At 72.6% G+C, this 21,993-nt stretch carries 16 protein-coding genes, 1 tRNA gene and 1 other RNA gene; 3 read left to right on the top strand and 15 right to left on the bottom strand.

The window, feature by feature from the left end; translation table 11 throughout:
* Positions 1 to 5: 5 nt before the first annotated feature.
* From ACZ7L5_RS16670 to ffs, 6 genes are all read right to left on the bottom strand, one after another.
* Positions 6 to 905: a phosphoribosylaminoimidazolesuccinocarboxamide synthase gene (locus ACZ7L5_RS16670; protein WP_471517281.1), complete on the bottom strand. Its 900-nt coding sequence runs from the start codon at positions 903 to 905 to the stop codon at positions 6 to 8.
* Between the two features lie 126 nt (positions 906 to 1,031).
* Entirely contained in the window at positions 1,032 to 2,522 is a 1,491-nt protein-coding gene (locus tag ACZ7L5_RS16665) for a N,N-dimethylformamidase beta subunit family domain-containing protein (protein ID WP_365061392.1), read from the bottom strand.
* 272 nt (positions 2,523 to 2,794) lie between these two features.
* Complete coding sequence (locus ACZ7L5_RS16660) at positions 2,795 to 5,545, bottom strand: hypothetical protein (protein WP_471517372.1); 2,751 nt, start codon at positions 5,543 to 5,545, stop codon at positions 2,795 to 2,797.
* 393 nt (positions 5,546 to 5,938) lie between these two features.
* Positions 5,939 to 7,192, bottom strand: coding sequence for a phosphoribosylamine--glycine ligase (purD, locus tag ACZ7L5_RS16655; RefSeq protein WP_471517280.1), 1,254 nt, complete (start codon positions 7,190 to 7,192; stop codon positions 5,939 to 5,941).
* Between the two features lie 87 nt (positions 7,193 to 7,279).
* A complete protein-coding gene (locus tag ACZ7L5_RS16650; protein ID WP_471517278.1) occupies positions 7,280 to 9,655 on the bottom strand; it encodes a DNA polymerase III subunit gamma and tau in 2,376 nt (791 codons plus the stop codon).
* A gap of 61 nt (positions 9,656 to 9,716) precedes the next feature.
* An RNA gene (ffs, locus tag ACZ7L5_RS16645) (signal recognition particle sRNA small type) lies at positions 9,717 to 9,811 on the bottom strand.
* A 73-nt stretch (positions 9,812 to 9,884) separates the two neighbouring features.
* On the opposite strand from ffs, the gene ACZ7L5_RS16640 reads away from it, so the two are divergent.
* Positions 9,885 to 9,972: transfer RNA gene (locus tag ACZ7L5_RS16640), tRNA-Ser, on the top strand.
* Between the two features lie 157 nt (positions 9,973 to 10,129).
* Here ACZ7L5_RS16640 and ACZ7L5_RS16635 read toward each other — a convergent pair.
* The 4 genes from ACZ7L5_RS16635 to ACZ7L5_RS16620 all read right to left on the bottom strand — a co-directional run bounded on the left by ACZ7L5_RS16635 (position 10,130) and on the right by ACZ7L5_RS16620 (position 12,634).
* Positions 10,130 to 11,419, bottom strand: a complete 1,290-nt coding sequence (locus ACZ7L5_RS16635) for a peptidase (RefSeq protein WP_471517277.1) — start codon at positions 11,417 to 11,419, stop codon at positions 10,130 to 10,132.
* Between the two features lie 306 nt (positions 11,420 to 11,725).
* Positions 11,726 to 12,034 (bottom strand): hypothetical protein, encoded by a 309-nt coding sequence (locus tag ACZ7L5_RS16630; protein ID WP_471517276.1) that lies wholly within the window; start codon positions 12,032 to 12,034, stop codon positions 11,726 to 11,728.
* A 97-nt stretch (positions 12,035 to 12,131) separates the two neighbouring features.
* Entirely contained in the window at positions 12,132 to 12,356 is a 225-nt protein-coding gene (locus ACZ7L5_RS16625; protein WP_328880664.1) for a hypothetical protein, read from the bottom strand.
* A gap of 44 nt (positions 12,357 to 12,400) precedes the next feature.
* Positions 12,401 to 12,634: a hypothetical protein gene (locus ACZ7L5_RS16620; protein ID WP_328880663.1), complete on the bottom strand. Its 234-nt coding sequence runs from the start codon at positions 12,632 to 12,634 to the stop codon at positions 12,401 to 12,403.
* A 115-nt stretch (positions 12,635 to 12,749) separates the two neighbouring features.
* Between ACZ7L5_RS16620 and ACZ7L5_RS16615 the strand changes: the two genes are divergently transcribed.
* Positions 12,750 to 13,274 (top strand): AAA family ATPase, encoded by a 525-nt coding sequence (locus ACZ7L5_RS16615; RefSeq protein WP_471517275.1) that lies wholly within the window; start codon positions 12,750 to 12,752, stop codon positions 13,272 to 13,274.
* A 37-nt stretch (positions 13,275 to 13,311) separates the two neighbouring features.
* Positions 13,312 to 13,782, top strand: a complete 471-nt coding sequence (locus ACZ7L5_RS16610) for an NUDIX domain-containing protein (RefSeq protein WP_471517274.1) — start codon at positions 13,312 to 13,314, stop codon at positions 13,780 to 13,782.
* 39 nt (positions 13,783 to 13,821) lie between these two features.
* Here ACZ7L5_RS16610 and ACZ7L5_RS16605 read toward each other — a convergent pair whose 3' ends face one another.
* The 5 genes from ACZ7L5_RS16605 to ACZ7L5_RS16585 all read right to left on the bottom strand — a co-directional run bounded on the left by ACZ7L5_RS16605 (position 13,822) and on the right by ACZ7L5_RS16585 (position 21,973).
* Positions 13,822 to 16,278, bottom strand: coding sequence for a SpoIIE family protein phosphatase (locus tag ACZ7L5_RS16605; protein WP_471517272.1), 2,457 nt, complete (start codon positions 16,276 to 16,278; stop codon positions 13,822 to 13,824).
* 89 nt (positions 16,279 to 16,367) lie between these two features.
* The gene (locus ACZ7L5_RS16600; protein ID WP_471517270.1) at positions 16,368 to 17,156 is read right to left on the bottom strand and encodes an Fpg/Nei family DNA glycosylase; all 789 of its coding nucleotides are present in this window, start codon (positions 17,154 to 17,156) and stop codon (positions 16,368 to 16,370) included.
* Between the two features lie 100 nt (positions 17,157 to 17,256).
* Positions 17,257 to 18,588, bottom strand: a complete 1,332-nt coding sequence (locus ACZ7L5_RS16595; protein WP_471517268.1) for a TerD family protein — start codon at positions 18,586 to 18,588, stop codon at positions 17,257 to 17,259.
* A 62-nt stretch (positions 18,589 to 18,650) separates the two neighbouring features.
* On the bottom strand, positions 18,651 to 20,651 hold the full coding sequence (locus ACZ7L5_RS16590) for a beta-galactosidase (protein ID WP_471517266.1): 2,001 nt from the start codon (positions 20,649 to 20,651) through the stop codon (positions 18,651 to 18,653).
* The gene (locus tag ACZ7L5_RS16585; RefSeq protein ID WP_471517264.1) at positions 20,648 to 21,973 is read right to left on the bottom strand and encodes a glycoside hydrolase family 36 protein; all 1,326 of its coding nucleotides are present in this window, start codon (positions 21,971 to 21,973) and stop codon (positions 20,648 to 20,650) included. The genes ACZ7L5_RS16590 and ACZ7L5_RS16585 overlap by 4 nt, the downstream gene beginning before the upstream one ends.
* Positions 21,974 to 21,993: the final 20 nt, after the last annotated feature.

Raw genomic sequence — 21,993 nt, 5'->3', positions numbered from 1 at the left:
TTGCGTTACGCCCAGCTCATGCCCGTCAGGCGCTCGTACGCCTCCACGTACTTCGCCCGGGTCGCGTCGACGACCTCCTGCGGCAGCGGCGGCGGGGGCTGCTCGCTCTTGCGGTCCCAGCCGGAGGCCGGCGAGGTCAGCCAGTCACGGACGAACTGCTTGTCGTACGACGGCTGCGCGCGGCCCGGCTCCCACTGCTCGGCCGGCCAGAAGCGGGAGGAGTCCGGGGTGAGGACCTCGTCGGCGATGACCAGCGTCTCCCCCTCGAAGCCGAACTCGAACTTGGTGTCCGCGAGGATGATGCCGCGGTCGCGGGCGATGTCCCGGCCGCGGGAGTAGACGGCGAGGGTCGCCTGGCGCAGCTGGGCGGCGGTGTCGGCGCCGACCTGGCGGACGACCTCCTCGTAGGAGACGTTCTCGTCGTGCTCGCCGACCGCGGCCTTGGTCGCCGGGGTGAAGATCGGGGCGGGGAGCTCGCTGCCGTCGACGAGGCCCTCGGGGAGGGCGAGGCCGCAGACCGTGCGGGCGTCGTTGTACTCCAGCAGCCCGGAGCCGGTGAGGTAGCCGCGGGCCACGGCCTCCACCGGGACCATCTGGAGCGACTTGCAGATGAGCGTGCGGCCCGCCCAGTCGGCGGGGGCGCCCTCGGGCACGTCGGCGCCCAGCACGTGGTTGGGGACCAGATCGGCGAGCTGGTCGAACCACCACAGGGAGAGCTGCGTGAGGATGCGCCCCTTGTCGGGGATCTCGGTCGGCAGCACCCAGTCATAGGCGGACATACGGTCGCTGGCGACCATCACGAGGTCACCGGCCTCGTTCTGGTACAGCTCGCGCACCTTGCCGGTGTGCAGGTGCACCAGGCCCGGAACCTGAATCGGCTCGGGCTTTTCTACGAATCCGGACACGGTTCCTCCCCGTGGTTCTGTCCAATGGGTCGATTGTCCCGTACGGGGCGCTGACCTTGGACTGGGGGTGTGCTGGGTGAGCGGCTGAGGGTGTGCTGGGTGGCGACTGGGGTGAGCTGGGTGAGCTCAGTCACGCTTGCAGATGCGGTCCAGGAGGTTGGCGGTGGCGCGCTGGACCCGGGCGTCGACGTGGCCCGGGCGGTCCAGTGCCGGGGACCACGCGAACGTCCCGGACGCGAAGACCAGGGCGCCGGACGTGGCGCGGTAGAGGGACGTCTCCTGGTGGCGCACGGCGCCTTCGCGGTCGGCGTACGGGGAGTGGGCGAGCAGGATGCGCTCCTCGTGCTCGGGGAGCGGGGTGCGCGGGAAGTAGCGGTCGGCCTCGCCCGCGACCAGGTCCTTGATCTCGTCGCCCTCGTGGGCGCCGGTCGCCTCCCACAGCCAGTGGTCGGCGTTGCGGACGATCAGGGGGTGCGGCTCCGGGACCTGGCCCGCGTACTGGATGCCGATCACCTCCTGTTCGGGGCGGTCGATCTCACGCCAGAGGACCGAGCGGCCGGGGCCCTTGCGCTTGCGGCAGGTGAGGAGTCGGTCCGGGACGCCGGACGGGGACGGGCCCAACTCCACCTGCCAGTACATGGAATTGGCGGAGAGGAACACGAGGGATGTGCCGTTCTCGCGGGCCAGCTCCACCGTGCGGCGCATGTTCGTCGACCAGTACTCGTCGTGGCCGGGGAAGACCAGGCCGCGGTAACGGGTGGGGTCGACGTGTCCTGCGTGCAGGTCCCGGGCGTCGGCGTAGGCGATGTCGTAGCCGTAGCGCTCGGCCCAGCGGATGAAGTCGTAGGCGTGGCCGACGTGCAGGGGCAGGCCCGCGCCCGCGTACGGGCGGTCGAAGGAGACGGTCGTGGCGGCGTCGGCCTCGCCGAGCAGCCGGCCGTCGTCATCCCACGCGTGGTAGAGGCTGGCGCCGATGCGGCCGTCCTCGGGGTAGAGGTTGTAGGCCTGCCAGGTCACGTCGGGGAGGAGCAGGAGCAGGTCCGCGGGGTGGTTGTCGCGGACGGTGAACGGGATGTGCGAGCGGTAGCCGTCCAGCGTGGTCAGGACGGCCACATACGCGCCGATGCTCCAGTACGACGGGATCTGCAGGCGCCAGGACAGCCACCAGTGGTGGCAGGAGACCGTGCGGTCGGCGGTGAGCGGGGGCGGCTGGACGATGCCGGAGAGGCGGGGGCTGGTGGTGATCTTCGCGGCGCCGTCGCCGCCGTAGTGGCCGATGCGGTAGATGTCGACGGCGAATTCCTGCGGCGGGTCGACGGTGATGTGGAAGTCGACGGCCTCGCCGGGGGCGACCGCGCCGGTGGAGATGAAGCCCTTGATCTGGCGGCGCACGTCGTCGGCCGAGCGGGGGCCGGCGCTGCGGGGCGCGGGGACCCTTGGGGTGTCCGACGTCGGCGGGTGGGCCTGGCCGTCGACGTACCAGGGGACGACCTGGCCGGTGTCGTCGAAGTACGTCACGTTGCCGCGCAGCCAGGGGACCGGCCCCTGGCCGAAGGGGTCCGTCACGGCGTGCGCGAGTGCGCCCGACTCCCAGCGGCGGATCTGCTCCGACCCCATGCCATACCCCTCCCTCGTCCCCCGTGGTGGTGCATCGAGCGTCGTGTGTGGTGGTGCGCGTCTGCTGCAAGTGCCCTGTGTTGCTTGCGGTTTGCTTGCGGTTCCCGCCGTGCGGCCTGGGCTTCTTGTGGCTGTCGTATGTCGTAAGCCCTTGCCATGTGCGCTATCGGTCCCAGCACATCACATTCCGCACGCATCCTGTCACTATTCGTTGCGAATTGGCCGAAAGTGGAACCGGGGCTTCCGACCGCATACGGCGGGCACGGCCGCCGTCAGACCAGGCGAACCGGCTTCTCCGGGCGTATCCCCGACTCCACCAGCCAGGCCCGCAGGGGGGTCGGGTCGCCGTCCTCGATGAGGCTGAGAACTCTGGGAGTCAGGTCGGCGGCCCGTTCGCCGTTGATGAGGAGCGTGGGGCCGTCGAGCCAGTCCAGCCCCGGCACCGCACCGGCGGTGTCCATCGCCGCGCAGCACACCATCGCCGTCACGTGGTCGGTGAGCAACTCGCGGGACGTGCGGGGCGGTTGGAGCGGGAAGAGGGGGAGGGCTCCGATGTCCAGGAGAGTGGTGCCGGGGTCGGGGGACGCCGTCCGCTCCGGCGGCGCCGCGGCCTCCTCGCGTGCCAACTCGGCGGTGATGCCTGCGGCGAGGGCGGAGCTGCGCTCGGTTTCCTGGTCTTCGGCGGGGTGATCGTCGGCCATGGCGGCGTAGGGGAGCTTGGGGGGTTTGGGTGTTGCGGGGGTCGTGGGGGTCGGGGTGGGGCCGGGGTGCAGGTTGGCAGCCTGATCGCCGGTGGCGAGGGGCTGGTTGGTGCCCGAGTGCGCGTGAGCGGTCTGATCGCGGTCCGCGTGCGGATCTGGAGCCTGATCGAGGTTGGCGGACTTGTCGGCAGGCTGATCGGGGTTGGCGGATGCGCCGGAGGCCGGGGCGGTGTCGGTGTGCGCGCCGGACTCCCGGTCGCCCCCGGTAGGCGCACCGGAGGCCGGGGCGGTGTCGGTGTGCGCGCCGGGGGCCGGGGCGGTGTCGGTGTGCGCGCCGGAGGTCGGGGCGGTGTCGGTGTGCGCGCCGGACTCCCGGTCGCCCCCGGTAGGCGCACCGAAGGCCGGGGCGGCGCCGGCATGCGCGCCGGAAGCCCGGTCGTGGCCGTCGTCCGTGTCGGGAACCTGGCTCAAGGCCGCAGCCGCCTCGGTGTCCCGGTCGAGGTCGGCGGATGCGCCGGACTCCCGGTCGACGGCGGCATGAGCGTCGGTGGGCTGGTGGAGGCTGGCGTCCGTGTCCGCAACCTGACCCAAGGCCGCGCCCGCCTCGGCCGTACGGTCGAGGTCGGCAGACGTGCCGGACTCCGGGTCGCCCCCGGTATGCGCACCGGAGGCCAGGGTCGCGCCGGAAGCCCGGTCGTGGCCGTCGTCCGTGCCGGCAGCCCGACCCGAGGCCGCGGCCGCCTCGGTGTCCCGGTCGAGGTCGGCAGACGATTCGGAGGCCGGGGCGGCGCCGGCGTGTGCGTCGGTGGGCTGGTGGAGGCTGGCGTCCGTGTCCGCAAGCTGACCCAAGGCCGCGCTCGCCTCAGCGTCCCCGTCGAGGTCGGCAGACGCATCGGAGGCCGGGGCGGCGCCGGCGTGTGCGTCGGTGGGCTGGTGGGGGGTGGCTTCCGTCGTTGTCGTCCGGCTTTGGGGCCTGTCCGACTCGGGGTGTGCTGTGTCGTTGGAGTACGCGGTGGAGGGCACCAGGGCCGGTGGGGTCGTCAGGTGGTCCAGGACTCGGGAGAGGGTTGGGCCGTCCGTTTCCGGGCCCTCGGTGGTGCGGCGGACGCCGAGGGCGTCGAGGACGCGGTGGAGGCGGGCCGCGTCGGTGCGCCATTTGCGGTCGACGACCTCCTCCGGGTACTCCTGCCAGCCCACCGGGGACCAGTCCGGGCCGGGTTCGGCGGGGCCGCCGTGGAAGAGGCGGGCGGCGAGGAGTGAGGCCGCCTCGTCGACCGCGCCGGGCTCTTCGAGCAGGTCACAGGCGGGGCGCTCGCCCAGCCGGGACGCGAAGCCCTCGGCCAGACGGTCCCGGCGGGAGAGTTCGGTGAGCGCGGCGACGACGCCCGCGTCCAGCCGGGACGGCCAGCGGCCCATCCGCCAGGCGGGCAGCGCGACCCGCGTGAGCAGCCGGTCCCAGCCCGCGTACGCAAGCCCGACCTGTTCCTGCGCGACGATCCGCAGTCCGTAATCCACAGCCTGTGCACGCTCGGCGGCCGCGGCGGCCACGCCCCGCTCCATCTCGGCCGCATGGTCCCGGCAACTGCGTAGCAGCAGCCGAGCGACCCAGCCGATGCCCGCGCACACCGCCCGCGACCCCGGGCAACGGCCGCGCGTCGAGGAGACGGCCACCGCGGCGTCCAGGCCCCGGACGAAGCGCCGGGCCTGGGCTATGTCCGGGTGCGCCGAGGGTCCCGTACCGGCGACGACCGGGGCGAGGACCGCGCGCAGCTCGCCGACCCGCATCCACCACAGGAACGGGGAGCCGATGACGAGGACGGGGGCGGCGGGCGTACGGCGGTGGGCGCCGCGCGAGCTTCCGCCGCGCAGGCCGTTGAGACCGTCCTCGTCGCGGTCCTCCGCCGGGGGCGGCGGGCCGTGGGACGGGTGGGTGCGGTCCTCCAGCCAGCTGTCGCAGTCCGGCGTGAGCGCTATCGCGGACGGGGCGGGGACGTCGAGGCGGTCGGCGAGGTCGCGCACCAGCCGGTACAGGTCCGGGGCCTGCTCCTCGCCGATCGGGACCGTGGGACTGACGGCGGGGCGGGCCCGGGCGACCACCAGCGCGATCGCGGCGGCGGCGAGCAGGACGAGTACGGCGACGGGGATGACGACCCAGCGGGCGGCGTGCCAGCCCGGGCCGACGAAGTGGCCCGTGGAGACGCCGGCGAGCAGCACCACGGCGACCGCCGCGGGCAGCAGGGCGACGGCCAGCGCGCGGCTGCGGACGCGCAGCACCGCGAGGGCCCGGGCACGCGCGGCCTGCGCACCCATCTCCACACCCATACCGGTCACGGCCGGACCTCACCCCCTCCGCGCTGCCCTGGCTGTCCGAACTGTCCTGGCTTTGCTCACTCCCCCACTGTGGCACCCGCCACTGACATCGCAATGCCGGTGGGCCAAGTGCCGGAACGCTTGCGCCGCACCCTAGTTGGGGCTTCGGCCCACGTCAGCCGGATAGGGCATCGGTCACTCGATGGAATGGCTTTGGGGAAAGGTGGCTGACGGACAGCGAGGATCAGGCCCCTGATCACAGCAGGTGGCGAGACCTGGTCCCGGACGGTGGCAGGCCCTGGTCCCGGCATGGATCAGGCCCCGAATCCTGAGACGGATTCGGGGCCTTCGGGGTTTATCCGGGGCGGGCGCTCGCGTTGATCCCGGGGCGGGCGCTCGGGGTGGCTACTCGCCCGTCGCCGCCTTCGCCGCGATGTCCGTACGGTGCTGGGAGCCGTCGAGCCGGATGCGGGCCACGGCCCGGTACGCGCGGTCGCGGGCCTGGGTGAGGTCCTTGCCGGTGGCCGTGACGGACAGGACGCGGCCGCCGGCGCTCAGGACCGAGTCGGCGTCCTGCTTGGTGCCGGCGTGCAGGACGTACGCGTGCGGGGCGTCCTCGGCGGCCACCTCGTCGAGGCCGGTGATCGGGTCGCCGGTGCGCGGGGTGCCGGGGTAGTTGTGCGAGGCGACGACCACGGTGACCGCGGCGTCGTCGCTCCAGCGCAGGGGCTCCAGGTCGGCGAGTTCGCCCTTGGCGGCGCCCAGCAGGACCCCGGCCAGCGGGGTCCTCAGGCGGGCCAGGACGACCTGGGTCTCCGGGTCGCCGAAGCGGGCGTTGAACTCGATGACCCGTACCCCGCGGGAGGTGATCGCGAGACCGGCGTAGAGCAGCCCGGAGAACGGGGTGCCGCGGCGGCGCATCTCGTCGACCGTCGGCTGAAGGACGGTCTCCATGACCTCGTCGACCAGCTTCGGGTCGGCCCACGGGAGCGGGGAGTACGCGCCCATGCCGCCGGTGTTCGGGCCCTCGTCCCCGTCGAGCGCCCGCTTGAAGTCCTGGGCGGGCTGGAGCGGGAGCACCGTCTTGCCGTCGGTGATGGCGAAGAGGGAGACCTCGGGGCCGTCGAGGAACTCCTCGATGACGACGCGCTCGCAGGAGTTCGCGTGCGCCCTCGCCGCCTCGAGGTCGGCGGTCACGACGACGCCCTTGCCTGCGGCGAGACCGTCGTCCTTGACGACGTACGGGGCGCCGAAGGCGTCGAGCGCCTCGTCGACCTCGGCGGGCGTCGTACAGACGTACGAGCGGGCGGTCGGGACGCCGGCCGCCGCCATCACGTCCTTGGCGAACGCCTTGGAACCCTCGATCTCCGCGGCCTCCCCGGAGGGACCGAAGACCGGGATGCCCGCCGCGCGGACGGCGTCGGCGACCCCGGCGACGAGCGGTGCCTCCGGCCCGACGACCACGAGGTCGGCACCGAGCCGTTCCGCCAGCGCGGTTACGGCCGTGCCGTCCAGGGCGTCGACCCGGTGCAGCTCGGCGACCTCGGCGATGCCGGCGTTGCCGGGGGCGCAGTGCAGCGCGGTGACGTCGGGGTCGAGGGACAGGGAGCGGCACAGGGCGTGTTCGCGGGCGCCGCTTCCGATGACAAGGACCTTCACGGGGGTCAGCCTAACGGGGTTTTTGTGCGGGGTGCCGAGGGGCCGGGGGTTCGTGACCTGTACGTTCCTCCAAGGCACCGTGCCCCGCTACTCGTTCGTGAACTCCTCCACCACCGTCGCCCCCAGCTCTCGCACGATCAGTTCACGGCCGGAGAGCGCCGACTCGTTGAGGTCGGGGTCGTCGTCCTCGGGGATGTCGTCCTCGAGGTTCACCGGTGGGCGCGGTTCCGGGGCGGAGGCAGGCTCGGGGGCCGGGGTGGCGGCGGCCGACGCGGAGGCCGTCGAGGGCGGGGCGGGCGCCGTGGGCGTGGGCTGGGGAGGGGCCGGGCGCTGGGCGGACGTACCGCCACCGCCGTAGCCGCTGTTGCCGCCGCCGGTGCCGCCACCGCCGTAGCTGCCGCCGCCTCCGCCGAAGCCCGGGGAGCCGCCCGGAGGTGGGGGAGCCGAGCCTCCGCCCGACGGGTCGACGACGGCCTCGATCTTCCACTGGACGTTGAACTGCTCGGCCAGCGCCTGGCGCAGGACGTCCTCGCTGCCGCTGCTCACGAAGTTGTCGCGCGCTCCGGCGTTGACGAAGCCGAGTTGGAGGGTGGTGCCGTCGAAGCCGGTCACCTGGGCGTTCTGGCTGAGCAGGATCCAGGTGAAGCGGCGGCGGTTCTTGACCGCCTCCAGGATGTTCGGCCAGAGCATGCGGGGGTCGACGCCGCTGCTCGGGGGTGTGTAGGCGGGGGCCGCGCCTGCGGTGGGGGCGGGTGTGGGCGCCGGTGCGGCTGCCGGAGGCTGCTGCGGGGTGGGTGCCGGGGTGCCGCCTGCAGGCGCCGGGGGCTGGGTGCCGCCGCCCGCCGGGGTCGCCGTGGGCCAGCCGCCGGGACGTCGGCCGCCGCCTGCGGGGGCTGCGGTGGGCCAGGCGCCGGGGGCGGAGGGGGGCTGAGGGGTGGCCGCCGCCGGGGCGGGCGTAGGTGTGGGCGGGGGTGCGGGGGCGGGCTCGGGGGTGGGCGGAGCCTGGGAGGGCTGAGGCCGGTGGCCGCTCTGGGGCGCCTCGGCCGGGGCCGCGGGCGCGGGCGGGGTCTGCCCCGTCGGGTCCGGGGCGGCCGTACCGCCCATGCCGCCCGCGGCGCCGCCCGTCGGAGCACCGGGACCGGCCGCGGGGGCCTGTCCCGGCCCTCCCGACGCCCGTACGGCAGCGCGGGCCGCGGCGGGACCGCCACCCGGCGTAGCCTGCGCGGCGGCCGCTCCCGCGTGGGCGTCGGGGCCGGGCACGTATCCCATCGCGGGGATGCCGGCGCCGCCGCCCGCGGAGAAGTTGACGCCCCGCTCCAGCCGGTCGAGGCGGGCCATCACGGAACGCTCGTCCCCGTAGGCCGCGGGCAGCATCACGCGTGCGCAGATCAGTTCGAGCTGCAGCCGGGGCGAGTTGGCCCCCCGCATCTCGGTCAGCCCATCGTTGACGAGGTCGGCGGCACGGCTCAGTTCGGCGGCGCCGAAGATGCCGGCCTGGGCCTGCATGCGCTCCAGGACATCGGCCGGGGCGTCGATGAGTCCCTTCTCGGTGGCGTCCGGCACGGCGGCGAGGATGACGAGGTCCCGCAGCCGCTCCAGCAGGTCGGCGACGAACCGCCGCGGATCGTTGCCCCCCTCGATGATGCGGTCCACGACCTCGAAGGCGGCGGCGCCGTCACCGGTGGCGAAGGCCTCCACGACGGAGTCGAGGAGCGAGCCGTCGGTGTACCCGAGCAGGGAGGTGGCCATGGCATACGTCACACCCTCCTCCCTCGCTCCGGCGAGCAGCTGGTCCATGACGGACATGGAGTCACGCACGGACCCCGCGCCCGAGCGCACGACGAGCGGCAGCACGCCGTCCTCGACGGGGATGTTCTCCCGGCCGCACACATCGCCGAGGTAGTCCCGCAGGGTGCCCGGCGGGACGAGGCGGAAGGGGTAGTGGTGCGTCCGCGAGCGGATGGTCCCGATGACCTTCTCGGGCTCGGTCGTGGCGAAGATGAACTTCAGATGCTCCGGGGGCTCCTCGACGACCTTCAGCAGTGCGTTGAAGCCGGCCGACGTGACCATGTGGGCCTCGTCGATGATGTAGATCTTGTAGCGGCTGCTCGCCGGTCCGAAGAAGGCCTTCTCGCGCAGCTCACGGGCGTCGTCCACACCACCGTGCGACGCGGCGTCGATCTCGATGACGTCGATGGATCCGGGGCCGTTGCGAGCGAGGTCCTGGCAGGACTGGCACTCGCCGCAGGGGGTCGGCGTAGGACCCTGCTCACAGTTCAGACACCGGGCGAGGATCCGGGCGCTGGTCGTCTTGCCGCAGCCGCGCGGCCCGCTGAACAGGTACGCGTGATTGACCCGGTTGTTCCGCAGCGCCTGCTGCAACGGGTCGGTGACATGCTCCTGCCCGATGACCTCGGCGAACGACTCCGGGCGATAGCGGCGGTACAGCGCGAGAGACGACACGCATACGAGGTTATAGGCGCCCACTGACAACCCGGCCCCGGCGGTCCGGCCCCCGGGAAACGCAAGGGCCCCCCACGCACCCGCCAGAGCCAACCTACCCTTGCTGCCTTCCGGCCCTGGGGGAGTTCAGTCAGATAGCGCCGCGTGAGGGGCTTCCCAGAGAGTACCCGATGTCAGCAGTGGGGAACGAGTTCGCGAGCACTCCTCAACGTCTTGTATTGTTTGCGGCGGAGGATTCGCCTAGAGGCCTAGGGCGCACGCTTGGAAAGCGTGTTGGGGGCAACCCCTCACGAGTTCGAATCTCGTATCCTCCGCCAGTGCCTCACCGGGCACGATGTCGAAGGGCCCCACCGTTCGCGGTGGGGCCCTTCGACGTTGTCCGTCGCAATGTCCGTCTCGGCGCGCTGTCGGGGCCGAAACGGGCCGGGCCCGTCCCCTCAAGGGAACGGGCCCGGTCGCGTCTCGCAGTGCCGGTCAGGCGTTGGTGCCCGTCTTGCGGCGACGGGCGACGACCACCGCGCCGGCGCCGAGCATGAGCGCCGCGCCGCCCGCCAGGGCGACCTTCGGCAGGACGTCGCTCGAGCCGGTCTCGGCGAGCGAGCCACTGTCGCTGCCGCCGGTTGCGTTCACCGGAGTGGTGGAGGTGCCGCCCTGCTCGGTGGTGTGGTCGGGCTTGCCGTCGGTGTCCTCGGTGTTGCCCGGGTCGGCCTTGGCAAGGATCTGGAACTCGTGGTGGTCGAGGTCCGGGTAGCCGCCGCAGGACTCGTCAGCGTTGATGTAGTCGGCCGAGACGAAGACGGCGCCCTGCCCGGCCGGGATGTCCGCGTCGACCTTCAGGCGCAGCTTGACGTCGACCGACGCCTTCGCCTTGAGGGTGCCGACGGACGATCCGTCGAGCACGTCGAAGTCGCGCCAGCTCGGGTTCGCAGCGGTGGACCACTCCAGGTCGAGGTAGGAGTCGAGCTCCTTGAGGCCCTTGTCGTCGAAGGCGTGGACGGCTGCGTACGGGTACACCTCGTCCATGGTCTTGCCGGTGCCGTTGGTCACGCGCAGCGTGAAGTTCTCCGTGGTTCCGCCGACGACCTTGTCCGGCAGCCCGCTGAGGACAGCGGTGAGCTTGGGCTCGGGGACGCACTCGCCGCCCGGCTCCTCCCCTTCCCCTTCCTCCCCCTCCTCGGCCTCGGCGTCCGCGAGCGCCTTCTTCGCGTCGTCGAGCTTCTTCTTGGCCTCGTCCCTCGCCTTCTGCAGAAGGCCGATCTTCCGGGCCTGGGCGACGCGGGCGTCGTCGTGAGCGGTCCTCGCCTCGGCGGCCTTGGTGTCGGCGGCCGTCTTGGCCGCCGCGGCGTCCTGGGCGGCCTTCTCGGCCGCGTCCAGCACCGTCTGCGCCGCGGCCTTCTCCTCGTCGGTGGTGGCGGCGTCCAGCTTGGCCTGGGCGTCCACGACGGCCTGGTCGGCCTCCGTCTTGGCCTTGGCGGCGGCCTCGGCGGCCTTCTTGGTCTCGATGACGGCGGCCTTGGTCGGGTAGGTCTCCGCCTCCAGACCCTCCTCAAGGAACTTGATGGCGTCGTTCACCGCGACGACGGCGGCGTCGTACTCCTTCTGCGCGAGGTCGACGGCCTGCTGGAGCTCTTCGATCGTCGGCTTCGCCTTCTGCGTCCGCGCGGCCGGCTTCTCGTCGGCGAAGGCGGGTGCCGTCGAGAGAAGGACGACCGGGGCGGTCACGGCGGCGGCGACGGCGGTCGCAAGAACACGGCGAATCTTCACAATGGACCCCTGGTCGGTGGCGAAAAGGTGCGCTGGGCGTCGCACTTGCGGACTACTCACGCGGGGCGACGCAGCGGTGATCGTATGACCTGCCGGATCAAGGCCGCAGGTGGTTTCTCGCACCCGCTGCCGGAGAAACCTTCACAGCGCACGCACATATGGCACTTACGGCACAGTTGCCTGCGTAGGCCGCACTTTTTCTGTGATCCATCACTCAGCGCGAGCGGCCACAAAAAGCGTGTGGCGCCGGCCATCCATGGAAAGGACGGGCAGCGCCACACGTGGGACCGGAGACTCAGCCGAGACCTAGCCGGGGAACGGCTTGCTCGCTTCGTCGTCGGCCTTGATGCAGGCGTTGAGCTTCTTCTGGATGGCCGCAGCCTCGTTGAGCGCCCTGTTCGCCGCCGCGGTCTCCCCCAGCTGCTTCAGCTTCGCGGCCTTGGTCTTGAGGTTGGCGATCTGCTGGCGCATCTCGTTCTTGTTGCACGTGACGGCGGCCCTGGCCGAGACCGCGCCCTTGTCGGCGGACGGGGCGGCGTGAGCGGGCACCGACGTGATGAAGAGGCCGCCGACGATGGCCGCGGAGACGGCCAGGGCGGAGAAGCGCTTGGTCATGAGTTTTTCCCCCAGTTAGGGCTTGCGTTGGTCGGAGTGGATCTTACAGAGCACCCGAACTCGCCAGTAACCTGCCTCGCCACCCGCCAGGTTGCCGTCAGCCGCCCGCCTCGGGGCCCCAACGATCGGGGCCCACTCCCCGCCAGTCGATCCACGACACCTCCGCCACGTCCGACGGGTCGATCTCCAGCCCGGCCCTGCGGAGGAACTCCGCCACGTCGGCCACGTTGTGCGCCAGCCCGAGGATCTCGCCGTCGACGCGCACGCGTCGGCCTCCCGTGGCGGACGGTGGATGCACGGTCACGCGTATCGGTGCGGACATGTCCTCAGGATCATCCGGGAAGTCGGGCCCTGCACCCCAGCTCGTCATCGACGCTGCCGCCCGTGCCCGTCCCCGCCCGAACGCCCCAGGTCACGCAGGTCCCACCAGGCGGCGGGGCTGGGGCGCCGTTGCTGCCAGAAGGGATGGAAGAACACCTCGGCCGACAGCCGGTACAGGCGCCGGCGCAGCTCCGTGCGGCCGGGACGCTCGGCCAGCTGCCGGTAGGTGGCGCTCCACTCCCGCTGTGCCTGGGCGAGGTCGTCGGGAAATGTTCGCATGGCCAAATTCAATCATGTGTTCGATTTTTCAGGCCACACCAGTGAGCCCGGTGTGACGCACTGGTTTTCTGCCGAGCCCGTTCCCGCGGCCCGCACGGCGCTAGCGTTGGATCCCGTGATCGTATGGATCAACGGAACCCACGGTGCAGGCAAGACAACGACCAGTGCGCTCGTGCAGCAGCTGCTCCCGGACTCACGGGTGTTCGATGCCGAGAAGGTCGGCGAGACACTCATGGACATCACACCGGGGCTGCCCGGGACGGACAACTTCCAGCACTGGCCGCCGTGGCGGCCGCTCGTCGTCGAGACCGCCCGCCGCGTACTCGACTACACCGGCGGCACGCTGGTGATGCCGATGACCGTCCTGGTCGAGGAGTACTGGCGCGAGATCAGCGCCGGTCTCGGCCAGCACGCCATTCCGGTACGGCACTTCGTCCTCCACGCCGACCAGGAGACCCTGCGCGGGCGTATCGCGGGCGACCCTGTGGTCGGGCCCAACTCCTCGTTCCGTCTCAAGTACCTGGAGCCCTACGCCGAGGCGGCCCGCACGTGGCTGCACGGCGAGGCCGAGGTCGTTGACACCACGCACCTCACGCCCGCCCAGGCCGCCCTGCGGATCGCAGAGGCCGTCAAGGGCTGAGGTCGGGCCGCGGTCCCCCGGCAGGAAGGAACCCACCGTGGCACGCACCGAGTACTACGACGACCCGAACGCGCCCACGCCGAACAGCATGGTCGTCGCGGCCTCGGCCGTCGTCACGGACGGGCAGGGGCGCATTCTGCTGCAGCGCCGGCGGGACAACGGCCTGTGGGCCCTGCCGGGCGGCGGCATGGAGCTCGCGGACTGGCTGCCCGGGGCGGCTGTCCGGGAGGTGCGGGAGGAGACCGGGCTGGACGTGGAGATCACCGGGCTCGTCGGGACGTACACGGACCCGAGGCATGTCATCGCCTACTCGGACGGTGAGGTGCGGCGGCAGTTCAACGTCTGCTTCACCGCCCGCGTCATCGGCGGACGGCTCGCGTCGTCGGACGAGTCCACCGGCATTCGGTTCGTGGCTCCCGGCGAACTGGACGGCCTCCCCATGCACCACACCCAGCGGCTGCGGCTTCGGCACTTCCTGGAGGCGCGCGAGCGGCCGTATCTCGGCTAGCCGGGAGCTTTCGTCCGGCTCGGTCGGGCTCGCAGCCGGTCAGACGCCGGCCGGCGGCACCGGCTCCACCGGCTGTTCCGCCCAGATCGTCTTGCCCGTGGCTGTCTGGCGGGTGCCCCAGCGCTGGGTGAGCTGGGCGACGAGGAGGAGGCCTCGGCCGCCCTCGTCGTAGGTGCGGGCGCGGCGGAGATGCGGGGCGGTGTTGCCGCCGTCGGAGACCTCGCAGATGAGGGAGTCGTCGTGGGTGAGGTGGATGAGGCGGAGCTGGATCGGGGGTTCCGCGTGCCGGATGGCGTTGGTGACGAGCTCGCTGACGACGAGTTCCGTGACGAACGCGGCGTCCTCCAGGTCCCAGGCGTCCAGCTGGGCCAGCGCGTCCTTGCGGGTCTGGGCGACGGCGGAGGGGTCGGCCGGTACGTCCCAGGTGGCGACCTGGGAGGCGTCGAGTGCCCGGGCGCGGGCGATGAGCAGGGCCACGTCGTCCGGCGGGCGGGGCGGCAGCAGATCGGTGAGGATCCTGTCGCACAGGCCGTCAAGGCTCGGCTCCGGGCCCGTGAGCAGCCGGCGGAGGCGGCGGATGCCGTCGTCGAGGTCGCGGTCCGGGGATTCGATGAGCCCGTTGGTGTAGAGGGCGAGCAGACTGCCCTCCGGCAGGTCGATCTCGGCCGCCTCGAAGGGCAGGCCGCCCAGGCCCAGCGGGGGGCCGACCGGAAGGTCGAGGAGTTCGGCGGTGCCCTCGGGGCTCACCACGGCCGGCAGCGGATGCCCGGCCCGGGCGAGGGTGCAGCGCTGGGAGATCGGGTCGTACACGGCGTACAGGCAGGTCGCCCCGACCTCGCCGGCGGGCTCGGAGTGCGCGTCGGCCGACCGTCCTGCCTCGCGTTCCGTGGCCAGACGGGCCACCAGGTCGTCGAGGTGGGTGAGCAGTTCGTCCGGGGGCAGATCGATGTCGGCGAGCGTGCGTACGGCCGTCCGCAGCCGGCCCATCGTCGCGGAGGCGTGGATGCCGTGGCCGACGATGTCGCCGACGACCAGCGCCACCCGCGCCCCGGACAGCGGGATCACGTCGAACCAGTCACCGCCGACGCCGGCGTGCGCGCCGGCCGGGAGGTAGCGGGACGCCACCTCTATCGCCGCCTGCTTGGGCAGCCGCTGCGGCAGCAGGCTGCGCTGGAGCATCACGGCGGTGCCGCGTTCGCGGGTGTAGCGGCGGGCGTTGTCGATGGAGACGGCGGCCCTGGCCGCCAGCTCCTCGGCCAGCACCAGGTCGTCCTGCTGGAAGGCCTGGGACTTGCGGTGACGGGTGAAGACGGCGACACCCAGCGTGGTTCCGCGAGCCGTCAGCGGCACCGCCAGCACCGAATGGACGCCGAACTCGCGGACCCGGGCGCCCCGGGCCGGGTCACGGGCTGTCAGCCGCGTGATCTCGGGGTGTGTCATCTCGTACACCGCGGACCGTCCCGAGCGGAGCGTCACGACCGGCGCGGTGCCCTCCGGGTACTCGTCCACGTCGCCCATCGCCACGACCGCCTCGGGCATGCCGGGGGTCACGGACTGGTGGGCGGCCCGGCGCATCACCACGGGGCCGGGCGGCGGCCCGCCCTCGGGGAGCGGCTCGTGCACGTCCTCGAGGGAGGTCAGCAGGTCGACCGTGGCGAAGTCGGCGAGTGCCGGGACCGTCACCTCCGCCAGCTCCTGCGCCGTACGCATCACGTCGAGGGTGGTGCCGATGCGCCGGCCCGCCTCGGCGATCAGCTGGAGGCGCTTGCGGGCCCAGTGCTGTTCGGTCATGTCGTGCGCGGTGAGGCAGACGCCCCGCACCTCGCCCGCCGGGTCGCGCAGGGCCGACAGGAAGATCGACCAGGCGTGCTCGCGGGTCTCCCCCTCCGCGCGCAGGAAGTTCTCGTTGTACTGCGGTTCGCCCGTCTCCAGGACCCGCACCATGCTCTCCTCCGCCCGGTCGCCGGCCGGGTTGGCCACGATCTCGTTGACCCGCAGGCCGAGCATGTCCGCCTCGGTGAGGGCGACCGAGCGTTCCATGTCCGCATTGGCGCGGCGCAGTCGGAGCCTGGTGTCGTAGAGCGCCAGAGCGCAGCAGGGGGACTGGGCGAAACTCCAGGTCACGAAGGGGTCGTCGGCGAGTGGCGGGGGCTGCTGCTTGCTCAGGGCCGACACCAGGAACCATTCGCCGGTCCTGTGGTGGGCGAGGACCTTGATCTCCAGCCGTCGGCCGTCGCGGTGTCGGACCGGGACCGTGCCGTGCCATCTCGGCAGCCGGGCGAACGGGGGCAGGTCCGGCGGGAGAGGCCCGGCCGCCAGCTCGGCCGCCGGGCGCCCGACGATCTGTTCGGCCGAGTAGCCCAGGAGCTGCTCGGCGCCCGCGTTCCACCCGGTCACCGTGCCGTGTTCGTCGACGGTGACGCGGGCCGTGAGCGCCTCGCCGACCACATCGTCGAGCGGACGTGTCGTCCGGCCGGTGATGACGGGCTCGTCCATGATCGTTCATCTCGCTCTCGCCGAGATTCACCTGGATCCTGAACCGGCCCGCGCACGTCGGGCCGTCGCTTCGGGGTCGTCTGCCGCACTCACGCCCCCTTCTCCTGGCACCCCGGACACCACACCGTCGTCCGGCCTGCCACGCGGGTGCGGCGCAGGTGCGTGCCGCAGCGGGGGCAGTGCGGGTCGGGGTCGTCGCGGTGGCCGGTGAGCCAGGTGGGGCGAGGGGGAACCCGGCCGGCGGCGACCGCGGGGCGCAGGGTGCGGCGCATCTCGGTGTAGAGGCGGCGGCGCTCGGGCTCGGCGAGGACGTTCGCCGGGGTGTTCGGCCGCAGCCTCGCCCGCCACAGGATCTCGTCCGCCAGGAGGTTGCCGAGGCCCGCCAGGGCCGACTGGTCGATCAGGACCGACTTGACGCGTCCGCGATGCGAGGCGAGCACGTCCTCGAACTCCTCGCGGCCCACCGTCAGGGCATCGGGCCCCTGGTCCCGCAGCAGCCGTACGACGTCGAAGTCGTCGCCGGCCAGCCAGAGGCCCTGGAGTTTGCGCTGGTCACGGTAGCGGAGCTGGTGGTCGCGGGCGACGGTGAGCAGGACGCGGTCGTGGGGCTCGGCCGCGTCGTCCGGGTGGGCGCAGAGCAGCAGGCCGGTCATGCCGAAGTGCAGCGCGAGGGTCGGGCCGCCGGTGCGGGCGAGCAGCCACTTGCCGTGCCGCTCCGCCCTGGTGACGCGCCGCCCCTCCAGCGAGTCCCGCAGCCGCCGTGCGCTCACGCCGTGCAGGACGCCCGGGTCGCGGACGTCGACGCGGCGGATGGTCCGGCCCTTCGCGCAGGACTGGAGCACGTTCCGGAAACCCTCGACGTCTGGCAGCTCAGGCATGGCGGACGGCCTTCGCGGTTGGATGCCGTGCTCTTATCTGTTTTGCCCCGTTTAGTGGACTTCTCACCTCGCCGGGCCCGGGCGTCGGGCCGGCGTCGGTTCAGCGCCGCTTGAACTCCACCGGCCCCGCGTTCATCTCGACGGTGCCGTCCACGTGCAGGACCGGGCGGCGCTCGGTCATACGGGCGCTGTAGGCCTCGACGTGCTGGATCTCCGCCCCGTCGGACGCGGTGAAGTCGACGAGGGCGATGGCCACCCAGTACCGGGTCTTCGTGTTCTCGAAGAGCGGGACGGTGACGGTCGAGCCGCGCCCGTCGGTGACGACGACCTTCGCCCCGAAGCTGCGGAAGGAGCCGAAGCCGTTGCTCAGCGCGGAGTAGGCGCAGAGCAGGACGTAGCCCTGCTGGTCGGGGCGGACGATACGGAGTGTCTCGCGGCCGGGGACGCGGGCGTCGCCGTCGAGGTGGATGAAGGGAGGGTTCTTCCGCGAGCCGAGGCGCTTGTAGTAGACGACGTCCGCGCCCTTGCCCTTGTGCGCCGTGTCCGAGGCGCGCGGGGGACGCGAGCCCTTCTTCGGCGTGATGAGGGTGCCGGGGGCCTGGTCGCCGCGTGTCGCCTTCGACGCCGGCACGAACAGGGCGTAGAGGTCGAGGTCGGCGCCCCGTTTGCGGCGCTGCTCGCTGCCGCCGTCCCACTCCAGGGTCGCGGTGACCACCAGCTTGCGGTCCGCCTTGTCCAGGCTCAGCGCGACCTGGCCGCCCTTGTCGAGGCTGATCGTGCCGAGCGGGGGCTTGCGCAGGCTCATCGGGGGCGCGGTCGGGGCCGGCTGCGCCGCGCCGGCGGGCGGCTCGGACGGCATCGGCGCCTGTGACGCCACCCGCTGCTCGGGCTCCTCGGCCGCTTCCGGCTCCTCCGCCTCCGCCACGTCTATGCCGAAGTCGGTGGCGAGCCCGGCCAGCCCGTCGGCGTACCCCTGGCCGATGGCGCGCAGCTTCCAGGCCTCGCCCCTGCGGTAGAGCTCCATCAGGAGTACGGCGCGTTCGCCGTCGGTGAGGGCCGGCGGGCGGAAGTCGACCGGGTCGGCGCCGACTTGGGAGGCACGGACGAGCACGTCCTTGACCTCGCGGAATGTGCGGTGCACGTCGTCGGGGTCGCAGCTCCCGACCAGGACCACCCGGTCCACGTCCGCCGGGAGCGCGGCCGGGTCCATCTCGATGCGCTCGGGGCCCCCGCTGTCGGCGGCGAGGTGCCGGACGGCACCGGACTCGGCCGACGGCTGGTTGTAGAAGACCAGGTCGTCGTCGGACCTGACCTTGCCGTCCGCCGCCACCAGCAGGGCACTGAGGTCGACCGTGCCGCCCACGGCGTGCAGCTCGGCGGCGACGGGCCCGGAGCCCACCGCGATGTTCCCGCCCTTGGCCAGCTCCGGCATGCCGCCCCACCCCTCGAAGATCCCCCGGTGATTTCCCGCCACCATGCCACACGGCGGGATGCTCAGCGCGGCTCGCGCACCACCGCCGTCTCCCCCGCCGCAACGCTGACCGAACCCGGCACCACCTTGCCGGTCAGCAGTTCCGTGGCGTCCGACGCGACGGCCACATGGACGGGACGGTCGGTGTGGTTGACGAGGAAGAGATAATCGGCGTCCGCACCCCGCCGCAGGACCGCCTCGACGCCCTGCGGGGTGCTGCGCACCGGCTCCACGCCCGCCTCGCGGCGGATACGGTCCAGGAGCGCGGCCAGGGTCGTCGGGTCGGGAAGAGTGGCCACGTACCAACTCACCCCGGACCCGGTGCTGTTGCGCGTCACCGCCGGTACGCCGCTCAGCGGCCCGGTCGTGTACGACTCGACCGGCTCGGCGCCGGACAGCCGTACCCGCTCCGACCACAGGGTCCCCGTGCCGCCACCGCTCAGCCCGACCGGCTCCCCCGGCAGCAGCGGGAACAGCTCGTCGGTCCGTACCCCGAGCGCCTCCCGGAACGCGCCCGGGTAACCTCCCAGCCGGACATGGCAGTTCTCGTCGACCGCACCGCTGTGGAAGCCGACCGCCAGCGTGCCGCCACCCGACGCGAAGGCCGTCAGATTACTCACGCCCGCGTCGTCCACCAGGTACAGCGAGGGGGCCAGCACCAGCCGGTAGGCCGACAGGTCCGCGTCGGGGCGGACGAAGTCCACCGCGATGCCCGCCCGCCACAGCGGCTCGTACCAGGCGCGGACCAGGTCCTGGAAGCGCAGCTCGGCGCTCGGCTGGGAGGGCAGCTCCATCGCCCAGCGGGAGTTCCAGTCCCAGACGATGGCCACCTGGGCCGGGACCGTGCTGCCCCTGACCTCGGCCAACGCCCGCAGGTCCGCGCCGAGCCGGACCACGTCCCGCCAGATCCGGCTGTCCGTGCCCGCGTGCGGAAGCATCGCCGAGTGCCACTGCTCGGCGCCCGCCTTCGCCGCGCGCCACTGGAAGTACGCGATGCCGTCGGCGCCCCGGGCCACGTGCGCCAGGGCATTGCGCCGCAGCTCGCCCGGGCCCTTGGCCCTGTTCACCGGCTGCCAGTTCACCGCGCCCGTCGAGTGCTCCATCAGCAGCCAGGGGCCGCCCGCGAGGGAGCGGACCAGGTCGCCGCTGAGCGCGATGTCGATCTCGGACTCGGGATCGGCCGACTGGAGGTAGTGGTCGTTGGAGACGATGTCCAGCTTCGGGGCCCAGCGCCAGTAGTCGAGGGCGTCGAAGTTGTACATCACCATGAAGTTGGTGGTGGCGGGGATCTGAGGGGCCGCCGCCAGCAGAACCTCGCGCTCCGCCTCGTACAGCGACAGCAGTTCGTCGCTGCAGAAGCGGCGCCAGTCCAGCTGGTGGGTGGGGTTCGGGACGGCGCCGGTGGGGCGGGGCGGGAGGATCTCGTCCCAGTCGTAGTACCACTGGCTCCAGAAGCGGGTGCTCCAGGCGTCGTTGAGGGCGGCCAGGTCGTCCGAGTACCGCCCGCGCAGCCAGTGCCGGAAGGCGGCCGCGCTCTCGTCGCAGTAGCACTCGGCGTTGTGGCAGCCGTACTCGTTGTGGACGTGCCACATCACCAGCGCCGGATGCTGCGCGTAACGCCCGGCCAGCGCCCGCGCCATCCGCAGCGCGGCGTCGCGGTAGGCGGGGCTCGACGGGCAGAACGTCTGGCGGCTGCCGTACGACAGCCCCCTGCCGTCCTTGTCGACGGGCAGTGCCTCGGGGTGGGCGCGGAAGAACCACGCCGGGGGCGCCGCCGTCGGGGTCGCGAGGTCGGCCGCTATGCCGTGGGCATGCAGCAGGTCCAGGACGCGGTCCAGGAGGGAGAAGTCGTACTCGCCCTCCTTCGGCTCCAGCAGCGCCCAGGAGAAGATGCCGACGCTGACCATGGTGACCCCGGCCTCGCGCATCAGGCGCATGTCCTCGGCCCAGACCTCCTCGGGCCACTGCTCGGGGTTGTAGTCGCCGCCGTAGGCGATGCCGGGGACGGACAGTTCGCGCTTCACCGGGCACCTCCCCCGAGGAGACGGCGGGTCGTCGCCACGCCCCACTCGTCCAGCGAGAGCAGTCGGTCGCTGGACGCCATCAGGCCGCCCGTCGCCTCGACGTGCGCCGCCCACCGCTCACGGGTCTCCACCGCCGGGCGGGCCATCAGGCAGTCGGGGTCGTTGGTCCAGAGGCGGCCGTGCTGCCACTGCCGGCCGGCACCGGTGAACTCGGCCGGGTCCTGGCCGGGTTGGCTGTGGTCGTCGGCCTCGGGGCGGCGGTGCGGGGCCGTGTCGGGGCTGACCCGCATCGCGTCGAACAGGCCGATGGACGCGAGCAGGGGTGCCCCGCAGCCCAGCAGGTAGGCGTCGTCGCCGATGGCCTCGCGGATCAGCTCGATCCCGGAACGGTACGCCGTCAGCGCGGCTGCGTCCCCGTCGTCTCCGTCGTGCCGTACGCCGTCCAGGGCGCCGGCGTAGAGGAAGTCGACCTTGAAGTAGTCGTAGCCCTCGGCGCGCAGGGTCCGGAACACCTCCGTCAGGTACGCCGCCGCGTCGGGGTGCGTGGTGTCCAGGACGCGCAGGTCGTGGCCCCAGTTGCGGCCGGCGTGCGTGAAGCCGCCGTCGGTGTCGCGGACCAGCCACTCGGGGTGCTCGGCGGCCAGGTCGCTCGCCGGGTCGACCAGGAAGGGTGCCGTCCAGATGCCGGCGCGGCGGCCCCTCGCCCGGATCGCGTCGGCGATGCCCGCGCGGGAACGGAAGCGGCCGGACAGGGTGAGCCAGTCGCCGAGGGCCCTTTGGTAGCCGTCGTCGATCTGGACGACGTCGACGGGCAGGTCGAGGGTGTCCATCGCACGGAGGTTCTCGTGGATGTCGTCCTCGGTGACGGCGGTGAAGTACTCGTACCAGGAGCACCAGACGGTGGGCGCCGGGCGGGGGGCCGACAGCCGGCGGCTCTCGGCCCAGTCGCCCAGTACCGACTGGATGGTGGCGCCCGTCCACTCCTGCACCGGCCCGTCGGCGCTGACCTCCGCCGTGTCCCCGTCGACGACCAGGCGGATCGACGGCACCGCGCGGGTCGGCTCGACGGCCGCCCACAGGCGTACGGGTGAGCCGTCGCCGGGGTCCAGGGCCAGCAGCCCCTCGCCCTGGAAGGCTCCCTCGGGGACGGTGACGCCGGGCCGGTAACAGACCGTCGCCCAGTTGTCGTTGGTCGGACGGTACGGCTTGTCGCCCAGGGCGTAGGAGCCACTGGGGCTCCAGGACTGCCAGCCCTCCTCGTGGACGAGGGCGGTGCGCGTGTCCACGGGCACGGAGGCGACGGGGGTGAAGAGGTGGTGCACGGGTGTCTCTTTCAAGAAAG

It is taken from the genome of Streptomyces sp. NPDC107528, from assembly GCF_055639295.1.
This window is presented reverse-complemented; position numbering and strand designations above follow the sequence as displayed.